Source organism: Bacteroides sp. RCH18 (assembly GCF_058231005.1).
Genome location: NZ_JBIPTC010000001.1, coordinates 3,119,319 through 3,142,240 on the forward strand (window position 1 = coordinate 3,119,319; position 22,922 = coordinate 3,142,240).

A 22,922-nucleotide genomic window follows, 5' to 3' on the forward strand; every position below is an offset into this window, starting at 1 on the left:
AATCTTTTTATTAGTTTCTGTCGTTAAGCTTATTGACACTGCAAATATAAGAGCTTATTTTGAGCTATACAAGCGATTTCGGAAATGTGCGTTAATAAGTTAGTTAATATAAAAACAATCATATAATATATTGATATACAAATATTTACTAAAATCATCTTATTTATTCAGCACACTCAGCAAATAATGTCCCGGCAGTTTAATCTTCCCGCCGCTTCCACGAATGACACTAAAGCCTTTCCAAATATCACCACCGATTTCACCGTAATTACTTTTCAGCACTATAGCGTACTGTTCCGCAGGAGGAACACGAAAGAGTCGGAGGTTCTCCAGCAGACCGGAAAAATTGCGGGGACATCCGTCCGGGGGAGCCTGCATCCGGTCGATATCTTCCTGCGTCAGATTCCGTTTCTTCTTGGCAGACCGTTGATCGCATTCCTCTCTCATCCCGCCTCCGGCTCCTTCAGCTACTTTCTCTCCTTCACTCCCTTCTTCTTCATCCCCTCCTTTTGCGAAAGGAGGGTTAGGGAGGATGTTTTCTTTCTTTTCCTTTTCTTTTCTTTTTATGAGAGCTGTTTTTGTTGCAGTATCCCGGGATGCTGTTACCATATCCGTAGATGCTGCCACATTTTCCCCTGTTGCGGCAACAGTATCCGGCTGCCCATCCGTTGTTTTCTTCTCCGGCATTTCTTCTGCGGATTTCACCGGTTCCGTAGATTCCGCCTTCTCTCCTTCCGGCAGCAGACAATAATCCGGACAGATATGGTGCCGGCTGCGACGCTTGGTGATGAAGAGATACTGCCGCTGGACATCCTCAGAAGTCAGAATGCTGTAACGCTCATAAAGCGCAGAGTCAAAAAGCCCGTATTCAAGAAACAGGCGGATGACACGGCGGACGGTATCGTTGTCCGTACTGAAAAGCTGATCGGAAAGTTCGTCACAGAAATCGGTATCGGCACGGACATAGTAGCCCTCGCCCGAATAAAGATAAGACATAATATAGATTAAAACGGTGAAAGCGGAATCGCCCTCACGCTTCATGACACGACGAACGATACGGTCGTGCATGAAGTCGGTGCTCAGGGGAAAGTAGTCCAGTCCCTGTTTGATTCTTCCCATAGTTGTATTGTTTTTATAAATAGTTTATCAGTCAGTTTTTTTCATTTTGTTAATCAGTCAGTTCCGCTTCCACTTCACAAAGTTTCTGCTTTTTCCGCTTGATACTTGCCCTTACAGTCTGCAGGGCGGACAGAATCAGTTTCTGACGAAGATCGGGGTCTTTCGTAGAGGTGATAACGGGATAAGGTTCACGGTCATCACGTGCCAGCGTGCGCTTCTCGGTCTTCCTGTATTTCCGGCTGGCGGATTTGCGGCATTCCTTGCAGTAGTTGCTTGGAAGGCCGGTTTTCTTATCTACGTAAAAGGCTTCTGAAGGAAGCGTGTGTTTGCAACAGCCGCAAACGTAAAGTGTTTGTTTTTGTAATGTTTCCATTCCGGTTATTCTTTTTGATATACTTGATATGTTTTCAGATAAAAGGTAAGGCAGCCTGCGCACAGGAGATTCACATCCTACACAATGATCATTGGCAACTTGCCCGTCAGATATTAACAGCCATCACGTCAGCTGTTAATACCCAATATGACAACTGTTAACTCCTGACAAATCAACTATTAACAGCTAACAGCTCTCTTTTCGGAGGGGGAGAATGCGGTTTTTGAAAGTATTTCGCATCTTTTTCTTGTTTTCTCATGGTTTATCTAATTTTTATTTCTAATTTTGAAATCAAATATTCATTTCGAATACCACAAAGGTATAGAAAGTCGCATATATAAAACAAATGATTTTAGATATTAACGCTGAATTATTTTACAAAAGACTGTATATGAGGCGATAATACAAGAATAAATATTAACATATAAAAAAGTAAGCAAAAACATGAATGAGAAACAAGCGGATACACTGCTGAATGTACCGGAAATCGTAAAGCGGGCGAAAATAGCGTTGAATCTGAAACGGGACAGTGAACTTGCATCATATTTAGGAGTAGCCAGAGCGACACTTTCCAACTGGTGCGCGCGAAACAGCATAGACTTTCCCTTACTGCTGAACAAGCTGCGTCATGTGGACTACAACTGGCTGCTGACCGGAAAAGGAAGTCCGCTGCACGACCCAAAGTCTTTTGACAACGGAAAGATACGGGGAGAAGTAGAGACTATTCACAATTCAAAAACCACAGAAGCCATAGACGACCGGAGTGTGACGCTCTATGACATCACAGCCGCCGCCAATTTAAGGACCCTGCTTTCCGACAAGCGCCAATATGCGCTGGGCAAAATACTGATTCCGAGCATACCCGCGTGTGACGGAGCCATCTTTGTCAACGGAGACAGCATGTATCCCATTCTCAAATCGGGAGATATCGTAGGGTTCAAGGGGATCAACAACTTCGGCAATGTCATTTACGGAGAAATGTACATCGTGGCGTTCCACCTCGACGGAGACCAGTATCTGACGGTGAAATACGTCAACCGCTCGGAGAAGGAAGGGTACGTCAAACTCGTCAGCTACAATCCGCACCACGAGCCGATGGACTTGCCTGTAGACACCATTCAGGATATGGCGATAGTGAAGTTCTCCATCAGAAAGAATATGATGATGTAAAAACGGCACAGGCTAAACAAGCCTTTTCCACAGATTTCCTGTCACATTTCTTCCTGAAATCTGTGGAAAGCATTATCTTTGCACGTTGCAAACCGTATCTTTGCACATTGCAAGCAGTAAAATCATAAAATCACTCTATATCAATGGAAAAGAAATTCAAGAGAACCACCGTCACATCGGCACTGCCGTATGCGAACGGACCTGTACACATCGGTCACCTGGCCGGCGTATATGTACCGGCAGATATCTATGTGCGCTATCTGCGACTGAAGAAAGAAGATGTATTGTTTATCGGAGGTTCGGACGAACACGGAGTACCTATCACGATTCGTGCAAAGAAAGAAGGAGTCACTCCGCAGGATGTAGTAGACCGTTACCACTTTCTGATCAAGAAATCGTTCGAAGAATTCGGCGTTTCGTTCGATGTATACAGCCGCACCACTTCGAAGACGCATCATGAGCTGGCTTCGGATTTCTTTAAGACGCTATACAACAAAGGAGAGTTTATCGAAAAAACATCCGAACAATACTATGACGAAGAAGCGAAAACATTCCTCGCCGACCGCTACATCACCGGTGAGTGTCCTCACTGCCATTCGGAAGGTGCCTACGGCGACCAATGCGAGAAATGCGGAACATCCCTGTCGCCCACCGATCTGATCAACCCGAAGAGCGCCATCAGCGGCAGCAAGCCTGTGATGAAGGAGACCAAGCACTGGTATCTCCCCCTCGACAAACACGAAGGATGGTTGCGCCAATGGATTCTGGAAGACCACAAGGAATGGCGCCCCAACGTATACGGACAGTGCAAGAGCTGGCTCGACATGGGATTACAGCCGCGTGCCGTCAGCCGTGACCTCGACTGGGGTATCCCTGTGCCCGTAGAAGGTGCGGAAGGAAAGGTGCTGTACGTATGGTTCGATGCTCCTATCGGATACATCTCCAATACCAAGGAATTGCTTCCCGACAGTTGGGAGACATGGTGGAAAGACCCCGAAACACGCCTGCTCCACTTCATCGGAAAGGACAATATCGTATTCCACTGCATCGTATTCCCCGCCATGCTGAAAGCGGAAGGAAGCTATATCCTGCCGGACAACGTGCCGAGCAACGAATTCCTGAATCTGGAAGGAGACAAGATTTCGACTTCCCGCAACTGGGCGGTATGGCTGCACGAATATCTGGAAGACTTCCCCGGCAAGCAGGACGTACTCCGCTACGTACTGACCGCCAATGCTCCGGAAACGAAGGACAACGACTTTACCTGGAAAGACTTCCAGGCACGCAACAACAATGAGCTGGTAGCCGTATACGGCAACTTCGTGAACCGTGCAATGGTGCTGACTCAGAAATACTTCGACAGCAAAGTACCTGCCTGCGCAGAACTGACGGATTACGACAAAGAAACCCTGAAAGAATTTGCCGACGTAAAGGCAGAAGTAGAAAAGCTGCTCGACGTATTCAAATTCCGTGACGCGCAGAAAGAGGCGATGAACCTGGCACGCATCGGCAACAAATACCTTGCCGACACCGAACCCTGGAAACTGGCAAAAACCGACATGGAACGTGTAGGCACCATCCTGAACATCTCTCTGCAACTGGTTGCCAACCTTGCCATCGCTTTCGAACCGTTCCTGCCTTTCAGCTCGGAGAAACTCCGCAAGATGCTGAACATGGAAAGCTTCGAATGGTCGGAACTGGGAAGGAACGACCTGCTCCCGGTAGGACATCAGCTGAACAAGCCGGAACTGCTGTTCGAAAAAATAGAAGACAGCGTAATCGAGGCACAGGTACAGAAGTTGCTCGACACGAAGAAGGCCAACGAAGAAGCCAACTATAAGGCAAACCCGATTCGTCCGAACATCGAATTTGATGATTTCACGAAACTCGACATCCGTGTTGGTACCATCCTTGAATGTCAGAAAGTGCCGAAAGCCGACAAGCTGCTGCAATTCAAGATTGACGACGGACTGGAAACACGTACCATCGTATCGGGCATCGCAAAGCACTACCAACCGGAAGAACTGGTAGGCAAACAGGTTTGCTTTATCGCCAATCTCGCACCGCGCAAGCTGAAAGGTATCGTCAGCGAAGGCATGATTCTGAGTGCCGAAAACAACGACGGTAGCCTGGCAGTTATCATGCCTCAGAAAGAGGTGAAGCCGGGCAGCGAAGTAAAATAAGTGATAAGCTAATAAGCCATCAACAAATGAAGAATGGAAGGATGGGGATGTCAAAATAGTAACTAAACTCTCCTCCTTCAGGAAGGAGGAGTACCCGTAGGGGGAGGTGGTAGGTGAATACATAAACTAAAGATACTCACTTGTGTAGTACACCTACCCCCCCGGCTTTCAGCCACCCCTCCTTCCTGAAGGAGGGGAATTTTAGTTACTACTGACTTTTGACACACCTTCCTTCACCGATTATAATAATATGAGTGAAGAACAGTCACTGAAACAAAAAACAGCAAAAGGGCTATTTTGGGGAGGGCTCAGCAGCAGCGTACAGCAGCTGTTAGGACTTCTTTTCGGAGTAGTATTAGGAAGATTACTGGACCCTGCCGATTACGGTATGATCGGTATGCTGGCTATCTTTCCGGCCATTGCTTCCGCCCTGCAGGAAAGCGGATTTGTCGCAGCACTCGCCAATCGCGAGAAAGTCAGCGATAAAGACTATAACGCTGTATTCTGGTTCAGTATCTCTTTTAGTGCTGTTCTGTATATCTTGCTCTATTCTTCGGCTCCGCTGATTGCTAAATTTTACGATACTCCGGAGTTAACGTCGCTTGCCCGTTTCTCTTTCCTCAGTTTCTTTATAGCCAGTTTCGGGATAGCTCCTCGGGCTCTTCTCTTCCGTAATCTCAAAGTGAAGGAGAATACCATCATTTCTCTTTCAAGCCTGTTTCTATCCGGTATTGTGGGGATTATTCTTGCCGCAAACGGATTTGCCTATTGGGGTCTGGCTATACAGACAATGACCTTTGTCGTCATAGGCACGGCACTCAACTGGTACTTTGCCCACTGGAAGCCCAGCTTCCGTATTGACTTCTCTCCCATCAGGGAGATGTTCGGATTCAGCAGTAAAATGCTGATTACGCAAGTCTTTATTATCATCAACCAAAACCTGTTCTCCGTCCTGCTGGGTAAATTCTACACCAAACAGGAAGTCGGAGACTTCAGCCAGGCCAACAACTGGAACAATAAGGGACACGCCCTCATCACCGGAATGATCAACGGAGTCACCCAGCCCGTACTGGCAAGTGTGGCTAATGACCCGCAGCGTCAGGCGGCCGTGTTTCATAAAATGCTGCGTTTCACGGCTTTTATTTCTTTCCCTGCCATGTTCGGGCTCAGCCTCATTTCCAGAGAGTTTATTCTGATTGCCATCACGGACAAATGGCTCGCTTCCGCACGGATCATGCAATTACTTTGTATATGGGGAGCCTTTATCCCGATCAACAATCTGTTCTCCTTATTGCTGGTCAGCCGCGGACGGTCTTCCATCTTTATGTTCAACAGCATCGCACTAAGCGTGTTGCAGCTGATCACTGCCTGTATCAGTTATCCATACGGCATCACCACCATGATTTATCTGTTTGTCGCTATCAATATACTTTGGATGTTTGTCTGGTACTGCTTTGCCCGAAGGGAGATTCCGCTGACGCTATTCAGCATACTGAAAGATATCGCTCCTTATTTTCTGCTGGCAGCTTCGCTGACAATCGCAGCCCATTGCATAACATCGGGCATCACTAACCTGTATCTGTCACTCGCCATCAAAGTAGTTTTCGTGGCTTCTCTATATGCACTTGTTTTGTGGAAAATGCAATCAGTCATTTTCAAGGAATGTATTCAGTTCATTAAAAAGAAAAAGATATCATGACGACACCTACCAATTACATAGCGACCTGGTTCTACAAGGAATCCAAAGAAGATGCCAGTTTCTATCCGCAGGCAGGCAAACGGGGAGATTCCGCCCTCGTCCATTCCATTTATATGCAGATACAAGTGCCGTTCTTTACCACTTTCAGGCATTATCATCCCAATGATAAGTTGCTTTTCTTCAGCAATCTGGATCAGTTTCCCGATTATCTGGAACGGTTATTCAAGGAGTTACGGATTGAGACTGTTACCCTGCCTTATCTCTGCATCCCTCCCAAAGGATGGTACGGGGCATGGAGAAATCAATTCTACCTGTATGATATCCTGCGCTATATGGAGAAAAGGATGCAGGCGGACGATACGTTGCTCATCTGCGATGCGGACTGTCTCTGTATGCGTCCGTTGGAGCAACTATTCAGCGACACACGGAAATACGGTTCCGCCCTGTACGATGCATCCGACCGACCGGACCTCAAAGTGAACGGAATCACACTAAAGGAAATGACAGATATCTATAATGACTGTTACGTAGAAAAAGAGAAGAGAGAAAAAGAGAAGGAGGCAACGAAGAAAACAGAAGCGGAAAAGGAAGAAGCAGAGCAGCAAGATACGAAAAACGGAGTCACAAGAACAGAGCTTGTCCATTACTATGGAGGAGAATTTATCTCGCTGCGTGGTGATGTAGTGGCACGAATCAACGAAGCGTATCCTGCTTTATGGAATTATAATCTGGAACGTTTTGCCGCCAATCAGCCCAAACTGAACGAAGAAGCCCACTTCCTGAGCGTAGTGGCAACGAGACTCAACATCCACAACAATATCGCCAATCAATACGTCAAACGCCTCTGGACCTACCCCAAATACAATACGGTAGAAAAAGGAGACGAACAACTGGCGGTATGGCATCTTCCTTACGAGAAGAAAAGAGGATTGTATCTGCTGTACAAACACTTTGTGAACCACCCTACTTTCGACGATGAAGAGGCCTTCCGCAAGAAAGCCTCCGCCTACACCGGTGTGCCGACCGTTACTTTCGGGAAACGTATCCGCGATTTCGTCACTATTCTTTCTCTAAAAATAAAAGACAAATGCACATACTGATACTTCCAATGTACTATCCTGAGAAGGACTCCTCCCCGCACCGGGGATATATGTTCTTCGAGCAGGCTATGCAACTGGCTAAATCAGGCTGCAAGGTAGGACTTGCCTTCACGGAGCAAAGACCTCTGAAGAACTTCACATGGAAACGGTTCCGCAAAGAGAGTCATTTTCAGATATCGGCAGAAGATAACGGCAGTTTCGTCACCATGCGCATGCACGCATGGAACCCGAAACTAAGCACCCGCGCGGGAGGAATCATCTGGTCTCTGCTGACCGTCTTGTTAGTACGGAAGTATATCCGCACTTACGGTCGCCCCGACCTGATTCATGCGCACTTCGGCACATGGGCAGGGTATGCCGCCCGACTGGTTTATAAATGGTATAAGATTCCCTATGTCATCACAGAGCACGCCTCTTCCATCAACGGCAATCAGACGACACCGTCGCAGGCAGTGATACTAAAGAAGGCATACAGCGAGGCACGCAAGATCATCTGTGTCGGCACGAAACTGAAACGGAGCCTGTGCGCATACGTCAGCGACCCGGATAAAGTGACGGTCATACCGAACTTTGTAGATACGAATACCTTTGCATTCAGCCCTCACCGGACGGAAAAAGAGAAACATTTTACTTTCATCAGCATCGGAAACCTGAATAAGCGCAAAGGATTCTGGGATTTGCTGACTGCTTTTCACTGGGCATTCAAGGATATGCCGCACGTCTCTTTACTCATTGCCGGAGACGGGGAAGAAATGCAGCCACTCAAAGAGTTAATTCAGTCTCTCCACCTGCAAGAGCAGGTAAAGCTGACCGGCCGCCTGTCACGGGAAGAATTGTCCGGGTTGCTGGCTACTTGCGATGCTTTTGTGCTGGCCTCCTTTGCGGAGACATTCGGCATCGTATTCATCGAAGCAATGGCAACAGGCTTGCCCGCCATCGGCACCATATGCGGAGGACCGGAGGACATCATCACTCCCGAAAGCGGCTTCCTCATCCGACCGGGAGATGTGGATGCGCTCGCCGCTAAGATGAAAACATTGTACGAGACCTACGAGTCGTTCGACAAAGAGAAAATCCGCCAGTCCATCGTCAGCCGTTTCGACTTTCAGTTGGCAGGGCAGAAGTTACGACAAGTTTATTCAGAAGCATTAGAAATGTCCAAGCCCCCAAAAGCATCGGAATCATGAAAGTTACAGTCATAGATTGTTCAGTATCAGGTCATCGGGAAACGTATTATAAACAGTTTGCCCAGACATGGGCGGGCATGGGGCACGAAACGTCGCTCATCGCTCCCGATGGGAAAGGCATACAGGAGACCGTTGCCTTTCAGCCTGTCTCAGCGCTTCCGCTGCTGCCGCTCCCTGCCGGAAAACCGTTGCAGAAAAAGCTGGTTGTACTGCGCAATGCAGTGATTCGACTGCAAAATCTGTACAGGCTGCGCCGGAGTCTTCAACGGCTGAATCCCGATCTGGTCTTCTTTGCCTGCCTTGACGATATGCTGCCCACATTGGCTCCCCTATGGCTGTTCAATCTTCTGCTGCCCTATCAGTGGAGCGGCCTGCTGGTTCAGTCCGCCCTGCCGCCTTACCACCGAGGGATGCCCGACACACGCCCTTTCCTGCGAAGCAAAAACTGCGTAGGAGTAGGCATACTGAACGAATATTCAGCGAAAGACCTAGAAACATTTCAGCGCCACATTCTGCTGTTTCCCGACTTTGCCGATCTTTCGGCTCCTGCCACAAACTACCCGTTGCTGCAGAAACTGAAGGAGAAAGCCAAAGGAAGGAAGGTGATATCCCTGCTCGGTTCCATCAATTTCCGCAAGGGGATAAAGTTACTGTTAGAGAGTATCCCTTTATTGCCAAAGGATGAATATTTCTTCCTCATTGCGGGGAAATCATCTCTCACCGCACAACAGGAAAACGACCTGCGGGCGTTCGGGGAGTCAAGGAATAACTGTCTGTTCTCATTGGAGAAGATTCCCGATGAAAGCTGTTTCAATGCCCTGATAGCGGAGAGCGACCTTATTTTTGCCGCATACAAGCAGTTCACCGGCAGCAGCAACCTCCTGACCAAAGCTGCCGCCTTCCGCAAACCGGTCATAGTCAGCCGCGGCCTCTGCATGGGCCGGAGGGTAGAGCAGTACGGAACAGGCCAAACCACCGGAGAAGACAACGCCGGAGAATGCAGCGCAGCTATCCGCTCGCTGTGTACCGAAACAAGGATGGACACTCAGGCCTTCGCCCGGTACGCCCACGAACACGAAGTGGAGAAACTAATCACATGTTTTAATCAAATCAGCAAGCATATACAATGAAAGTACTTTTTACATTCGGAGGAATCCCCCACTACCTGAATGCCATGCTCAACAGGCTACAGGCAAAAGGAGTAGAAATAACCGTTGTCAGCCCGAAGAAAGGGAATACGACCATCGGCAAAGGGGTGAAAATGGTAGAAGGAGGAACCTACAAGCATCTGACCACACCGGAGAAAAAGATGTTCTACGGAAAAAGCGCTTTCCCCGCCCTTCCCGAAATCATTGCGGAAGAAAAACCGGATATAGTGGTAGTGGGATGGCCCTACTTCCTGCAAGTATTCTTTCAGCCCGCACTGAGAAAAGCCATGAAGTCCTGCAACGCCAAGCTGGTGATTCGTGAAATCCCCTTCCAGACTCCTCCCTACGGAAAGATCAAGGAATATTTCAAAGCCAATCCGATGCACGACGAAGGTATGCGCCTGCTCAGCAAGGGTACCGGATTCTATCTGCGCCAATGGATAACGGCAAGGATACGGAAATACTGCTACGCCCAAGCCGCCGGAACGCTGAACTACTCGACAGCCGCCTACGACATCCTCCCCTCTTACGGAGTAAAGAAGGAGCAGATACACGTCACCTACAACTCGACCGATACGGAAGCACTTCTCAAAGAAAAAGAATCCGTACTGGCTTCCCCCTCCATCCTTCCCCCGTGCGACCGTCGCCTGCTGCACATCGGACGGCTCGTAAAATGGAAACGGGTAGATTTATTGATAGAGGCTTTCCGGAAGGTAGCCGCCGACTATCCGGAAGCGGAACTGGTGATCGTGGGAGACGGACCGGAACTGGACAACCTCAGACAACAGGCAAACGACCTGCAACTGGCAGACAGTATCCGCTTCATCGGAGCCGTCTATGACCCGAAGACGCTGGGTGCCTATATGAACGAATCGAGTATCTATGTGCTTGCCGGCATGGGAGGGCTTTCGATCAATGACGCCATGACGTATGGTATGCCCGTCCTTTGTGCCGTATGCGACAGTACGGAACGCGACCTGGTCATGGAAGGCAAGAACGGCTATTTCTTCAAAGACGGAGACGCCGATAGCCTGGCAGATAGAATCAGAGAGATGTTCGAATCTCCCGAACGTTGCAAGGAGATGGGAAAAGAGTCAGAACGGATGATCCGGGAAAAGATCAATATGGAGACGGTCAGCGAACGCTACCTGAAGGCTTTTCAAGAGATTCTTCGTCTCACTCATCTTCGCGATTCCGGTAATTAGCCGGAGAAGTCCCCAAATGCATCTTTACGTACTTCCCGAAAAAGGACTGGTTGGGGAAGTTGAACTCTTCCGCTATTTCCTTGACGGACTTGTCCGAACGTTTCAGCCGGTACTTGATATGTTCTATCGTCGTTTCATTGATCAAGTCCAGCGGAGTCCTGCCACACGCTTGCTTGATGACTTTCGAAAAATGCTTGGGAGTGTAGCAAAGCGCATCCGCATAATAACTCACAGAACGGTGCATACCCTTATCTTTCGATAATAGCTCCACGAATTTCCGCAGGGTATAATCCGCCTGTTTGATACCTTCTTTCGGACTGTCCCCCTTGTCGGGAGCATCGATTTCCTTGTGAAGCTGTCCCAGCATCTCACAAAAGAGGGCGGAGAAGAGATGCTGCATCACTTCCCTGTGATAATAATGAGGTTCATCATTGATCTTCGCCACAATCAAATCCCGATAAAACCTGAAAACAGGATCGTCCCCGCCTTCGCTGATAGACTTCACCGGATTGTTGTGGATATGAGCAGCGGTATTCCACGTTTTCTTCTCCATTTTAATAATGCGTTGCAGAAAACGGGTAGAGAATCCCGCCAGCCTTATCTTATATTTAGGACTCAGCATCGTACGACTGATCAGTGTATTGGGAAGACCGAGCAGCAAGTCGCCCGCCTGCAACTGATACGTCCGGTAGTTGATATCCAGCTGGATACACCCTTCTGCACAGACAGCAATAAGGAAACAGTTCAGCCGGACTGTATCATTACTATACGGAATCCCGTCCAGACTGTTGACTATCGCAAAGTCATCGTCTATATAATCAAGGATATGCTGACTCTTCTTAAAGTCTTCTATATCTACTGTCATAATGTTCTCTTTTTCCATAATCTCTCCTTTTTTACTTTTTGCAAAGTTGGTAAATAATAGGGAAAACAGAATGTCCCAAACTCCTTTATAATTGTTTTATATGTCGTTTATACGCAAATAGTTAGCTATAAAAAGCACAAATAACGAAAACAGAACATTCATAGAGAAAAATCGGTCACCATTGACTTGTTCTTTTCTCCTACTTTTGTTCTGATTTTAATAAAAGACAAAAAGAGTAAGTATGATTACAGTGAACAAAAAATGGATACGGCTGATAGGAATTGTCGGTTGTACAGTGTGGATGGCATCGTGCAAACAGGCACCGGATGCAGGAGTGAAATCTTCTTATGCAGTCATGCAGATAGAACCAACGGACAAAGAACTTTCTTCCTCCTATTCGGCGAGCATACGCGGGCGACAGGATATTGATATCTATCCGCAGGTGTCGGGAACAATCGAGAAACTCTGCGTGACCGAAGGTCAGAAGGTACGCCGGGGACAGTTGCTTTTCATCATCGACCAGGTACCTTACAGAGCCGCGCTCAAAACCGCCACCGCCAATGTGGAAGCGGCACGCGCCGCTACGAGCACCGCCGAGCTGACTTACAAGAGCAACAAGGAACTGTATACGCAGAAAGTCGTTTCGGAATTTAGCCTGAAGACTGCCGAAAACTCTTATCTCACCGCCAAGGCACAACTGGCACAGGCTGAAGCTCAGGAAATAAGCGCACGTAACAACCTCTCTTATACCGAAGTGAAAAGTCCCAGTGACGGAGTTGTAGGCGCATTGCCTTATCGTGCAGGCGCATTGGTTAGCGCCAGCATTCCTTATCCGCTCACTACGGTCAGTGATAATTCGGATATGTACGTCTATTTCTCGATGACCGAGAACCAGCTGCTCGCCCTCACCCGCCAGTACGGCGATATGGACGAAGCATTAAAGAATATGCCGGAAGTGGAACTGATTCTGAACGACAACTCAGTCTATCAGAAGAAAGGTACCATCGAATCTATCAGTGGAGTGATCGACCGTCAGACAGGGACCGTAGTGGCACGCGTGGTGTTCCCCAACGAATCACGGCTGCTTCATAGCGGAGCATCGGGCACGGTAGTAGTGCCAAGCATCTACAAGAACTGCATCGCCATCCCGCAGACAGCTACCGTGCGGATGCAGGACAAAACAATTGTATATAAGGTAGTGGACGGCAAAGCGGTCTCCACCCTGATCACCGTAGCCGGAATCAACGACGGACGCGAATATATAGTGCTGGACGGCCTGAAAGCCGGTGACGAAATTGTATCGGAAGGCGCCGGACTGGTGCGCGAAGGCACACAGGTTAAATAAGAAGGAGACTGATTATGAAAGGAAATATATTTATCAAACGGCCGGTGATGGCTATCTCCATCTCCGTGCTGATTCTCGCCATAGGGCTTATCTCGCTCTTCACCCTGCCGGTGGAGCAATATCCCGACATCGCACCTCCTACGGTCTATGTGGCTGCCAGCTATACGGGCGCCGATGCCGAAGCAGTGATGAACAGCGTCATCATGCCGCTGGAAGAGAGCATCAACGGGGTGGAAGACATGATGTATATCACGTCCAGCGCCTCCAATGCAGGTCTGGCTATCATACAGGTTTACTTCAAGCAAGGCACCGACCCCGACATGGCAGCTGTCAACGTACAGAACCGTGTAGCCAAAGCACAGGGACTGCTGCCCGCCGAAGTAACGAAAGTCGGCGTAAGCACGATGAAACGACAGACCAGCTTCCTGCAAATCGGCGCGATGGTCTGCACCGACGGTCGCTACGACCAGACCTTCCTTGCCAATTATCTGGACATCAACGTCATCCCGCAGATCAAACGTATCGAGGGAGTAGGAGACGTCATGGAGCTGGGCGATACCTACAGTATGCGTATCTGGCTGAAACCGGAACGGATGGCACAATACGGGCTGGTGCCTTCGGACATCACCGGCGTGCTGGGCGAGCAGAACATTGAAGCCCCTACCGGCTCACTGGGCGAGAGTTCGCAGAACGTCTTCCAGTTCACGATGAAATATCGCGGAAGACTGAAGAGCGTGGAAGAATTTCAGAACACCGTTGTCCGCTCGCGTGAAGACGGCTCGATACTCCGCCTGAAAGATGTGGCGGATGTGGAACTGGGCACTATGACTTATAGTTTCCGCAGTGAGATGGACAGCCAGCCTGCCGTGCTCTATATGATCTTCCAGACGGCAGGTTCCAATGCGACCGCTGTCAATAAAGAAATTACCGCCCAGATGGAGCGGATGGAGAAAAACCTTCCGGAAGGAACGGAGTTCGTCACCATGATGAGTTCGAACGACTTCCTCTTCGCTTCCATACACAACGTGGTGGAAACACTGATTATCGCCATCATTCTGGTTATCCTCGTGGTATACTTCTTCTTGCAGGACTTGAAGAGTACGCTCATCCCGTCTATCTCCATCATCGTGTCACTGGTAGGTACGTTTGCCTGTCTGGTAGCTGCGGGATTCAGTCTGAACATCCTGACCCTGTTTGCACTGGTGCTTGCCATCGGTACGGTGGTGGATGACGCCATTGTGGTGGTAGAAGCGGTGCAGTCCAAGTTTGACGCCGGATACAAGTCGCCCTACCTTGCCACCAAAGATGCGATGGGCGACGTGACGATGGCTATCGTCTCTTGTACCTGTGTCTTCATGGCCGTATTTATCCCCGTCACCTTCATGGGAGGTACTTCGGGCGTGTTCTATACCCAATTCGGTATCACGATGGCAACTGCCGTAGGTATCTCCATGATCTCGGCTCTGACCCTGTGTCCCGCCTTGTGCGCCATCATGATGCGCCCGTCGGACGGAACCAAGAGCGCCAAGAGTATCAACGGACGGGTACGCGCAGCTTACAACGCTTCGTTCAATGCCGTGCTGGGCAAGTATAAGAAAGGGGTGATGTACTTCATCCGCCATCGCTGGATGGTATGGACTTCACTGGCTGCTACCATCGTCCTGCTGGTTTATCTGATGAGCACGACCAAGACGGGACTCGTGCCGCAGGAAGACCAGGGCGTTATCATGGTGAATGTCAGCATCTCGCCGGGAAGCACGCTCGAAGAGACAACGAAAGTAATGGACCGGCTGGAAAACATTCTGAAAGATACGCCCGAAATAGAACACTACGCCCGCGTAGCAGGATACGGTCTGATCTCCGGTCAGGGAACTTCGTACGGTACGATCATTGTCCGCCTGAAAGACTGGAGCGAACGAAAAGGAAAGGAACACGGTTCGGATGCCGTAGCTTCCCGCCTCAACGCACAATTCCAGTCCATCAAGGAAGCGCAGATATTCAGCTTCCAGCCCGCCATGATTCCGGGATACGGTATGGGTAACTCCCTCGAACTGAACCTTCAGGATATGACAGGCGGTGATCTGGCTACGTTCTACGATGCGTCCACACAGTTCCTCAATGCCTTGAACCAGCGTCCGGAAGTGGCTATGGCTTATACATCCTACGCCATCAACTTCCCGCAGCTCTCGGTAGAAGTGGATGCCGCCAAATGTAAGCGTGCAGGAATTTCGCCAAGTGCGGTACTCGATGCGGTAGGCAGTTATTGCGGTGGAGCGTATATCTCCAACTACAATCAATACGGTAAAGTATATCGTGTCATGATGCAGGCATCGCCCGAATACCGTCTGGACGAGCAGGCATTGAACAATATGTTTGTGCGCAACGGTACGGAAATGGCTCCGGTGAGCCAGTTCGTTACACTGAGGCAGGTACTGGGACCGGAAACGGCCAACCGTTTCAACCTCTACAGCACCATCACAGCCAATGTGAATCCTGCCGACGGTTACTCTTCGGGTGAAGTGCAAAAAGTGATTGAGGAAGTGGCCGCAGAATCGTTGCCGATGGGCTACGGATACGAATATGGCGGTATGGCACGCGAAGAGGCAAGCAGCGGTGGTGCCCAGACGGTTTTCATCTACGCCATCTGTATCTTCCTGATCTATCTGATTCTGGCTTGTCTCTACGAAAGTTTCCTCGTACCGTTTGCCGTTATCTTCTCCGTACCATTCGGATTGATGGGCTCGTTCCTGTTCGCCAAAATACTCGGACTGGAGAATAACATCTATTTGCAGACGGGTGTGATCATGCTGATCGGCTTGCTGGCCAAGACGGCTATTCTGATTACGGAGTACGCCATCGAACGCCGCCGCAAAGGAATGGGCATCGTGGAATCGGCCTACTCTGCCGCACAGGTCCGCCTGCGTCCTATCCTGATGACGGTGCTGACGATGATCTTCGGTATGCTTCCGCTGATGTTCTCTTCCGGTGCGGGTGCCAATGGCAACAGTTCACTGGGTACGGGTGTCGTAGGCGGTATGGCTGTCGGAACGGTGGCATTGCTCTTTGTCGTTCCGGTCTTCTACATCATCTTTGAATACTTGCAGGAGAAAATCCGCAAACCGATGGAGGAAGAAGCAGATGTACAAGTGCTTTTGGAAAAAGAGAAAAGTGAAGCTGAACGTGAACGTTAATAAATAAAAGAAAGAATGAAGAAAAATATCATCCTGTTAGTTGCCATGAGTCTGACGCTGAGCGGTTGTGGCATCTATACCAAATACAAGCCCGCCACTTCCGTCCCCGACGGTCTTTACGGCGGGGAAGTGGTGACGGAAGACACTGCCGGTCTGGGGAATATGGACTGGCGGGAACTCTTCACCGACCCTTATCTGCAGTCCCTCATCGAGACAGGGTTGCAGACCAATACCGACTACCAGTCCGCCCAGCTTCGTGTAGAAGAAGCTCAGGCAGTGCTAATGTCCGCCAAACTTGCTTTCCTGCCCGCCTTTGCGCTTTCCCCGCAGGGGACAGTGAGCAGCTTCGATACGAACAAGGCTACGCAGGGTTACTCGCTGCCCGTGACCGCCAGTTGGGAACTGGACGTATTCGGCCGTATGCGCAACTCCAAGAAGCAGGCGAAAGCGCTGTATGCACAAAGTGAAGATTACCGTCAGGCAGTCCGCACGCAGCTGATAGCCGGTATAGCCAATACTTATTACACGCTGCTGATGCTGGACGAACAGCTCATCATCTCCCGACAGACGGAGGAGGCATGGAAAGAAACCGTAGCCTCTACCCGCTCCCTGATGAACGCCGGACTGGCGAACGAATCGGCTGTATCGCAGATGGAAGCGACTTATTATCAGGTGCAGGGTTCTGTACTCGATTTGCAGCAGCAGATCAATCAGGTGGAGAACAGTCTTGCTTTATTATTGGCAGAGACACCCCGCAACTACGAACGCGGAACGTTGGCAGACCAACAGTTTCCTACGGACTTTGCCGTAGGAATCCCTGTCCGGATGCTTGCCGCCCGCCCCGATGTCCGCTCGGCCGAGCGGACGCTGGAAGCAGCGTTCTATGGCACCAATGCGGCACGTTCGGCTTTCTACCCTTCCATCACGTTGAGTGGGAGTGCCGGATGGACGAATTCCGTCGGGTCTATGATTCTCAATCCGGGCAAGTTCCTGGCATCGGCGGTAGGTTCGCTCACGCAGCCGCTCTTTAATAAAGGACAGGTGGTGGCTCAGTATCGCATCGCCCGTGCGCAGCAGGAAGAAGCAGCTCTCGGCTTTCAGCAAACATTGCTCAACGCCGGCAGCGAAGTGAACGATGCGCTGACTGCCTATCAGACCAGTCAGGGAAAAAGGCTGTTGCTGGACAAGCAGGTCACTTCCCTGCAAACGGCCCTGCGAAGTACTTCCCTGCTGATGGAACATACGAATACAACCTATCTGGAAGTACTTACCGCCCGACAGTCATTGCTCAGCGCACAACTGTCACAAACGGCCAATCATTTTACCGAAATACAAAGTTTAATTAACCTATACCGTGCTTTAGGGGGAGGTCAGGAATAAAGAATATCATACTTCCTCTGTTTTTTTGATCCTAATGAAGAAGGGCTGCCGGAGAAGTGATTCTCTGACAGCCCGTTTTTCGTTAGAGGCATGCCCGATTTGAATCAATGACAGACCAGGAACGGAAAATACATTCCTAATGTGCATTATAGCCTGTATGTTATTCATAAACAGAAAACATATTGCAAACCGAATTGGCCAAATGCCGCAACCCTTCTCCGCCGGGCAACTGAAATAAAGTCATACACCAATTATCGTTTCCTTCCAACATATAAGGACCGGTTTCGGTTATCGCAACATCCCATCCGATACTTCTCACTTTCGGAATTCTCATAGCAGCTTGTTTGGCTAATGCTATTGCCTGATCGTAATATGGGATTATGCAACCTGTTATTTTTTCACCACTGACAGGATGTATATGAAACCGTTCTCCTGACGGATGTTTTATTATAGCAGGTTGACAGACGACACCCCGATGATCAACAAGGGCGGCAATTCCTCCTGTAGCAAAGTTGTCTGTGCGAGCCTTTATTCCTATACGTAAAACAACACTCCACACATCGACCTTATTTATACTTTCATCATAATATGTCACAATTCTCAAAGTATTGAGACTTGACGGATTCAGTTTATTCAGGGCGCTATGTTGGATAATACGTTCTTCGTATAAATATTCATCCGGCTTTTTTACAGTAGAAATAACATAGTCATGTAGTTGTCGCAATGATGTAAAGTTTTGCATCGGAAAAATAATCCCTTGACCGGCTTGTCCTTTTATGGGTTTAATGACGACCTCATTTATGGATATGGAGTAAGGATCATGCATTTGCCTTTTTATCTCATCAAACGTCATTACCCGGCGCCCTAAAATGTCCTCAAAAACTTCGGAAAAACGCACTTTATCTTTTAACACTAACGCTTCACAGGGATCGTTTACTTGACGTGTCAATTCATGACGTAACGAAGAAGTGAGATACTGTCGGCATTCTGTTCTGCTTTTCTTAAAGAACTGCAACTCGTAGTAGTTTTCGAATGATGCACCGTACATCCAACTATGTGACAATAGCTCAAGGAACATCAGTTTCCTTTTTCCGAATACGTAATGATTATATTCTCTCAGCTTTCGAAAATCTGCGACTCGTATATGGTACAATAAATTTCTTATCTTTGACTTTAGCTTGAAAGCATTATTACTGCTTTTTGTAATTGAACGGGCAGGAACTCCGGCAACAGTAGTATGACTGTCGATATTTCGCGTCACTACAGCGCCTGCACCTATTTTGCAGTCAGCACCGACAATGACATCAGGAAGTATTATCGCATTAGCACCTATCTCCGTCCTGTCACCGATAATGGCACGTCCCAAGATTTTTGCACCGGGAGATACTTCACAATATCGTCCAATACGGACGTCATGACTGATAACAGTGCTTTTATTGATAAATGTCCCCTGCCCTATACTTACATTACAAGTAATAGTTGCCCCCGAAAGAATCACAACACCTGGTTCGATAGTATTGTCATACCCGCCCACAAGGGCTTTTTGGGAGATAAAAGTGGTCAATACTCCTCCAAGACAGGCAATCTTTCGTGCTAGTACCTCTCTACGCTGTCCACCTCCGACACCAATAATAACCTTACTGTCTGTTTTCAGATGTTGCTCCAGTTCATTCCAGGATTTAATAATGGGAAAGTCATAATATGCATCGCTAATATCTGTATTTATATTGTCAAACAAAGATACAGTTTCTTCTACATTATCCCACTTGAGTGCTGTCAAAATCTCCTTAGCACATCCTTTACTCCCGATTATTACCATTTTACACTTTTCTATTTTCGACGATATTCAGCCAAGACCATGCCAATTTGATTAATTTCATCATCTTTCAAACCCACGTGCACCGGCAGACAAAGCACCTTCTCAGCATTCATCCCTATTTTGTAATAGAGCGGCTTTCTAAAAATGCACATTACAAAATAAAACCATTTATAGCGAATAAACACTATCAAAAAGTACGATAATATCCTCCTTTCATACAGCACTGATATTTCTTTTTAGAAATTTCATATCTCAGCTTGATAACGGTCTATTAATTGCTTTGGAGTACATTGGAATTGTTACTGCCTAATAAACCGACTGATATGACAATATACGAATAGTTCATAATAACAGAATTATGGAGGTTTGTATGTTGCGGATAAAGTGAAATGTCTTTCTATAAGGTGAAAGCGATGAATGCGGAAAAATGGGGCAAAAGCAGAAAAGGTTCACCCTATATTACTTTATATATCGGCACTTATGATAGTAAAATAAACCAATAATAAAAACAATAATAGTGGGAAGTATATGTGATTAACAATGCTTCTTAGATCTCGTTTCAAGCATTATTAGATGTCACAGCAAGCATTGTTAACCAGCTTCTCAAGTATTAATACCTAACTTCTCAGATATTAATACCTATCATATCAAATGTTAATACCTGACTACTCATGTGTTAACATCTGAGCGCAGCTATGATTCTTTCGCAAGCCTGTCCGTCACCGTAAGGGTTATGCGTTTCAGACATCCGCTTATACATTTCTTTATCAAGGAGCAGGGCAGTGACATTACTGACAATCGCCTCCGCATCCGTGCCGACCAGCTTCACCGTACCCGCCTCAACAGCTTCCGGACGCTCGGTCGTATCCCGCATCACCAGCACGGGTTTGCCCAATGAAGGGGCTTCTTCCTGCACACCGCCGCTATCCGTCAGCAACAGAGTAGAATGTTGCATGGCATAGATGAAGGGCAGGTAATCCAGAGGAGAAATCAGATAGACATTGCTCAGACCGGAAAGCAGTTCATACACAGGCTTCTGCACATTAGGATTCAAGTGAACGGGATAGACAATGTCCATCTCCGGGTGAAGAGCCGCCAGTTCTTTGATCGCTTTGCAGATATGCAGGAAACCATCTCCGAAGTTCTCACGACGATGTCCGGTGACGAGGATATACTCACGATCACCTACCGTGTAGCCTTTCTCCTGAAGTTCCTTCGCCATCTTTTCTTTCACACCGGCGGTGGTGGAAATGATATCGACCGCCATCAGCAGGGCATCGATCACCGTATTTCCGGTAATAAAGATTTTCTTCGCGTCTATATTCTCTTGCAGCAGATTTGCCCTTGACTGTTCCGTCGGTGCAAAGTAGTAAGTGCAGATACGGTCTGTCACCTGACGGTTCATTTCTTCCGGCCAGGGAGACAACATATTATAGGTACGCAATCCGGCTTCCACGTGTCCCACAGGTATCTGCATATAGAATGCCGCAAGGGATGCCGCCATCGAGGTAGTCGTATCTCCATGCACCAATACGGTGTCGGGACGAAAGTCCTTCAGCACTTCGCGCAGTCCAAGGAGTACCTTAGCGGTAATGTCATACAAGTCCTGATTGGGAGCCATGATATTCAGGTCATATTCGGGAGTGATGCCGAACACCTCCAATACCTGATCCAACATCTGCCGATGCTGTGCCGTAACGCAGACACGTGTCTCAAAATGTTCCGTATCTTTCTGGAGCGCCTTTACAAGCGGAGCCATCTTTATCGCTTCGGGACGGGTACCGAAAACGAGCAATATCTTTTTCATCTGCTTTATTTATAGAGTCTATATAACCTCTTCGCAATTAAACTACATTTTTATCGTCTCACGCCGCAGAAGTCCAGTTCTATCTTTCCTTCCTCCCTTGGGAATGCAAGGAAGACATCGTGACGAACCAACCAGACGATAATATCCGCTTTCTCGTATGCTTCCCGATAGTCTGTCAGATGGAAGCTCTTATGAGTGCTTATATTAGGCTCGATAATCAGCACGTCCGCTCTCGATTCGGAGATGATGCGGGAGGCGATATATTTGGCGGGAGATTCCCGCAAGTCATCGATATTCGGTTTGAAAGCCAGTCCCATGCAGGCAACGACCGGTTCGCGCTCGTTCTGTTCTACAAACTTCTGGCAGGTTTCCAATACTTTGTTCGCACACCAGTCCGCTTTGTAATCGTTCGTTTCACGGGCACGCTTGATGAGCTGCGCCTGTTCCGGATAGTCGGATACGATGAACCAAGGGTCTACCGCAATGCAGTGCCCACCCACTCCGCAGCCCGGTTGAAGGATATTCACACGCGGATGCTTGTTGGCAAGTTCGATCAGTTCCCATACATTGATTCCGGCTTTGTCGCAGATCATGGAGAGTTCGTTGGCAAAGGCGATCTGTGAGTCGCGGGAGGAATTCTCCGTCAGTTTGCACATCTCTGCCGTGCGGGCATTGGTGCCGTGCAGTTTGCCTTGTACGAAAGCGGAATAAAACTCAATGGCTTTTGCGGTGGATGCCGGATCGATGCCGCCTATCACGCGGTCGTTGTGCACCAGTTCGTATAATGTATTTCCCGGCAATACGCGTTCGGGACAATAAGCGATATGTATCTTCCCTTTCAGTTCGGGACGTTCTTTATAGATCACTTCCGCCATACGTTCGGTGGTATATACCGGAGAAGTGGATTCGATGACAAACAGGTTACCCTCCTGCAGATAAGGGATCACGGAACGGGTGGCCGCTTCCACATAGGTGATGTCCGCCCGATGGTTCTGCTTGAATGGGGTAGGCACTACGATAAAGAAAGCATCCGCCGCTTCCGGCTTGCATACAGCGCGTAACTTTCCACTCTGCACTACGTCCCTGACTACCTGACCCAGTTCAGGTTCTACAATATGTATCTTTCCCTGGTTGATCGTTTCCACCACAGAAGGATTGACATCTACTCCTATGACTTCGAAACCGTGAGCGGCAGCAACGGCTGCCGTAGGAAGGCCGATATACCCTAATCCTAAAAACACAACCTTTTTCATGTTCAATATCTCCTTATTAATAAGTGTGGCAAAAGTACAAATAATATGTGACTTTGTACGGATTTTCACTGAAAACCA

General features: G+C 48.4%; 16 protein-coding genes. 10 read left to right on the plus strand and 6 right to left on the minus strand.

What is annotated here, in order from left to right:
* Window positions 1-159 precede the first annotated feature (159 nt).
* On the minus strand, window positions 160-1,119 hold the full coding sequence (locus ACHLI0_RS12420) for a DUF4373 domain-containing protein (protein ID WP_490749283.1): 960 nt from the start codon (window positions 1,117-1,119) through the stop codon (window positions 160-162).
* A gap of 49 nt (window positions 1,120-1,168) precedes the next feature.
* Window positions 1,169-1,492, minus strand: a complete 324-nt coding sequence (locus ACHLI0_RS12425) for a hypothetical protein (RefSeq protein WP_368122520.1) — start codon at window positions 1,490-1,492, stop codon at window positions 1,169-1,171.
* Between the two features lie 444 nt (window positions 1,493-1,936).
* Here ACHLI0_RS12425 and ACHLI0_RS12430 point away from each other — a divergent pair, with 444 nt between their 5' ends.
* The 7 genes from ACHLI0_RS12430 to ACHLI0_RS12460 all read left to right on the plus strand — a co-directional run bounded on the left by ACHLI0_RS12430 (window position 1,937) and on the right by ACHLI0_RS12460 (window position 11,184).
* Window positions 1,937-2,662, plus strand: a complete 726-nt coding sequence (locus ACHLI0_RS12430; RefSeq protein WP_490749284.1) for a S24 family peptidase — start codon at window positions 1,937-1,939, stop codon at window positions 2,660-2,662.
* Between the two features lie 143 nt (window positions 2,663-2,805).
* Window positions 2,806-4,845: a methionine--tRNA ligase gene (gene metG, locus ACHLI0_RS12435; RefSeq protein ID WP_178309860.1), complete on the plus strand. Its 2,040-nt coding sequence runs from the start codon at window positions 2,806-2,808 to the stop codon at window positions 4,843-4,845.
* 250 nt (window positions 4,846-5,095) lie between these two features.
* On the plus strand, window positions 5,096-6,544 hold the full coding sequence (locus tag ACHLI0_RS12440) for a lipopolysaccharide biosynthesis protein (RefSeq protein WP_195582228.1): 1,449 nt from the start codon (window positions 5,096-5,098) through the stop codon (window positions 6,542-6,544).
* Window positions 6,541-7,644 (plus strand): hypothetical protein, encoded by a 1,104-nt coding sequence (locus tag ACHLI0_RS12445; protein WP_490749285.1) that lies wholly within the window; start codon window positions 6,541-6,543, stop codon window positions 7,642-7,644. The genes ACHLI0_RS12440 and ACHLI0_RS12445 overlap by 4 nt, the downstream gene beginning before the upstream one ends.
* A complete protein-coding gene (locus ACHLI0_RS12450; protein ID WP_490749286.1) occupies window positions 7,632-8,831 on the plus strand; it encodes a glycosyltransferase family 4 protein in 1,200 nt (399 codons plus the stop codon). The genes ACHLI0_RS12445 and ACHLI0_RS12450 overlap by 13 nt, the downstream gene beginning before the upstream one ends.
* Complete coding sequence (locus ACHLI0_RS12455) at window positions 8,828-9,961, plus strand: glycosyltransferase (protein WP_490749287.1); 1,134 nt, start codon at window positions 8,828-8,830, stop codon at window positions 9,959-9,961. The genes ACHLI0_RS12450 and ACHLI0_RS12455 overlap by 4 nt, the downstream gene beginning before the upstream one ends.
* Entirely contained in the window at window positions 9,958-11,184 is a 1,227-nt protein-coding gene (locus ACHLI0_RS12460; protein WP_195211074.1) for a glycosyltransferase family 4 protein, read from the plus strand. The genes ACHLI0_RS12455 and ACHLI0_RS12460 overlap by 4 nt, the downstream gene beginning before the upstream one ends.
* Here the strand turns inward: ACHLI0_RS12460 and ACHLI0_RS12465 are convergent.
* On the minus strand, window positions 11,156-12,067 hold the full coding sequence (locus ACHLI0_RS12465; protein WP_008767227.1) for a helix-turn-helix domain-containing protein: 912 nt from the start codon (window positions 12,065-12,067) through the stop codon (window positions 11,156-11,158). The genes ACHLI0_RS12460 and ACHLI0_RS12465 overlap by 29 nt on opposite strands.
* A gap of 223 nt (window positions 12,068-12,290) precedes the next feature.
* Here ACHLI0_RS12465 and ACHLI0_RS12470 point away from each other — a divergent pair, with 223 nt between their 5' ends.
* The 3 genes from ACHLI0_RS12470 to ACHLI0_RS12480 are packed head-to-tail and all read left to right on the plus strand — an operon-like array spanning window position 12,291 to window position 17,965.
* Complete coding sequence (locus ACHLI0_RS12470) at window positions 12,291-13,394, plus strand: efflux RND transporter periplasmic adaptor subunit (RefSeq protein ID WP_490749288.1); 1,104 nt, start codon at window positions 12,291-12,293, stop codon at window positions 13,392-13,394.
* Window positions 13,395-13,408: 14 nt separating this feature from the next.
* Window positions 13,409-16,585: an efflux RND transporter permease subunit gene (locus tag ACHLI0_RS12475; protein ID WP_490749289.1), complete on the plus strand. Its 3,177-nt coding sequence runs from the start codon at window positions 13,409-13,411 to the stop codon at window positions 16,583-16,585.
* 15 nt (window positions 16,586-16,600) lie between these two features.
* A complete protein-coding gene (locus tag ACHLI0_RS12480) occupies window positions 16,601-17,965 on the plus strand; it encodes an efflux transporter outer membrane subunit (RefSeq protein ID WP_490749290.1) in 1,365 nt (454 codons plus the stop codon).
* A gap of 160 nt (window positions 17,966-18,125) precedes the next feature.
* Here ACHLI0_RS12480 and ACHLI0_RS12485 read toward each other — a convergent pair whose 3' ends face one another.
* The 3 genes from ACHLI0_RS12485 to wecC all read right to left on the minus strand — a co-directional run bounded on the left by ACHLI0_RS12485 (window position 18,126) and on the right by wecC (window position 22,844).
* Complete coding sequence (locus tag ACHLI0_RS12485) at window positions 18,126-19,784, minus strand: NeuD/PglB/VioB family sugar acetyltransferase (protein ID WP_259021949.1); 1,659 nt, start codon at window positions 19,782-19,784, stop codon at window positions 18,126-18,128.
* 676 nt (window positions 19,785-20,460) lie between these two features.
* Window positions 20,461-21,591: a non-hydrolyzing UDP-N-acetylglucosamine 2-epimerase gene (gene wecB, locus ACHLI0_RS12490; RefSeq protein WP_055218830.1), complete on the minus strand. Its 1,131-nt coding sequence runs from the start codon at window positions 21,589-21,591 to the stop codon at window positions 20,461-20,463.
* Between the two features lie 50 nt (window positions 21,592-21,641).
* The gene (gene wecC / locus ACHLI0_RS12495) at window positions 21,642-22,844 is read right to left on the minus strand and encodes a UDP-N-acetyl-D-mannosamine dehydrogenase (protein ID WP_490749291.1); all 1,203 of its coding nucleotides are present in this window, start codon (window positions 22,842-22,844) and stop codon (window positions 21,642-21,644) included.
* Window positions 22,845-22,922 lie beyond the last annotated feature (78 nt).

Bases quoted from the DNA above. Each gene is read 5' to 3' on its own strand.
- ACHLI0_RS12430 (WP_490749284.1), top strand. From the start codon at position 1,937: ATGAATGAGAAACAAGCGGATACACTGCTGAATGTACCGGAAATCGTA.
- ACHLI0_RS12465 (WP_008767227.1), bottom strand. From the start codon at position 12,067: ATGGAAAAAGAGAACATTATGACAGTAGATATAGAAGACTTTAAGAAG.
- ACHLI0_RS12470 (WP_490749288.1), top strand. From the start codon at position 12,291: ATGATTACAGTGAACAAAAAATGGATACGGCTGATAGGAATTGTCGGT.
- ACHLI0_RS12480 (WP_490749290.1), top strand. From the start codon at position 16,601: ATGAAGAAAAATATCATCCTGTTAGTTGCCATGAGTCTGACGCTGAGC.
- wecB (WP_055218830.1), bottom strand. From the start codon at position 21,591: ATGAAAAAGATATTGCTCGTTTTCGGTACCCGTCCCGAAGCGATAAAG.
- ACHLI0_RS12420 (WP_490749283.1), bottom strand. From the start codon at position 1,119: ATGGGAAGAATCAAACAGGGACTGGACTACTTTCCCCTGAGCACCGAC.
- ACHLI0_RS12455 (WP_490749287.1), top strand. From the start codon at position 8,828: ATGAAAGTTACAGTCATAGATTGTTCAGTATCAGGTCATCGGGAAACG.
- ACHLI0_RS12425 (WP_368122520.1), bottom strand. From the start codon at position 1,492: ATGGAAACATTACAAAAACAAACACTTTACGTTTGCGGCTGTTGCAAA.
- metG (WP_178309860.1), top strand. From the start codon at position 2,806: ATGGAAAAGAAATTCAAGAGAACCACCGTCACATCGGCACTGCCGTAT.
- wecC (WP_490749291.1), bottom strand. From the start codon at position 22,844: ATGAAAAAGGTTGTGTTTTTAGGATTAGGGTATATCGGCCTTCCTACG.
- ACHLI0_RS12475 (WP_490749289.1), top strand. From the start codon at position 13,409: ATGAAAGGAAATATATTTATCAAACGGCCGGTGATGGCTATCTCCATC.
- ACHLI0_RS12445 (WP_490749285.1), top strand. From the start codon at position 6,541: ATGACGACACCTACCAATTACATAGCGACCTGGTTCTACAAGGAATCC.
- ACHLI0_RS12460 (WP_195211074.1), top strand. From the start codon at position 9,958: ATGAAAGTACTTTTTACATTCGGAGGAATCCCCCACTACCTGAATGCC.
- ACHLI0_RS12450 (WP_490749286.1), top strand. From the start codon at position 7,632: ATGCACATACTGATACTTCCAATGTACTATCCTGAGAAGGACTCCTCC.
- ACHLI0_RS12440 (WP_195582228.1), top strand. From the start codon at position 5,096: ATGAGTGAAGAACAGTCACTGAAACAAAAAACAGCAAAAGGGCTATTT.
- ACHLI0_RS12485 (WP_259021949.1), bottom strand. From the start codon at position 19,784: ATGGTAATAATCGGGAGTAAAGGATGTGCTAAGGAGATTTTGACAGCA.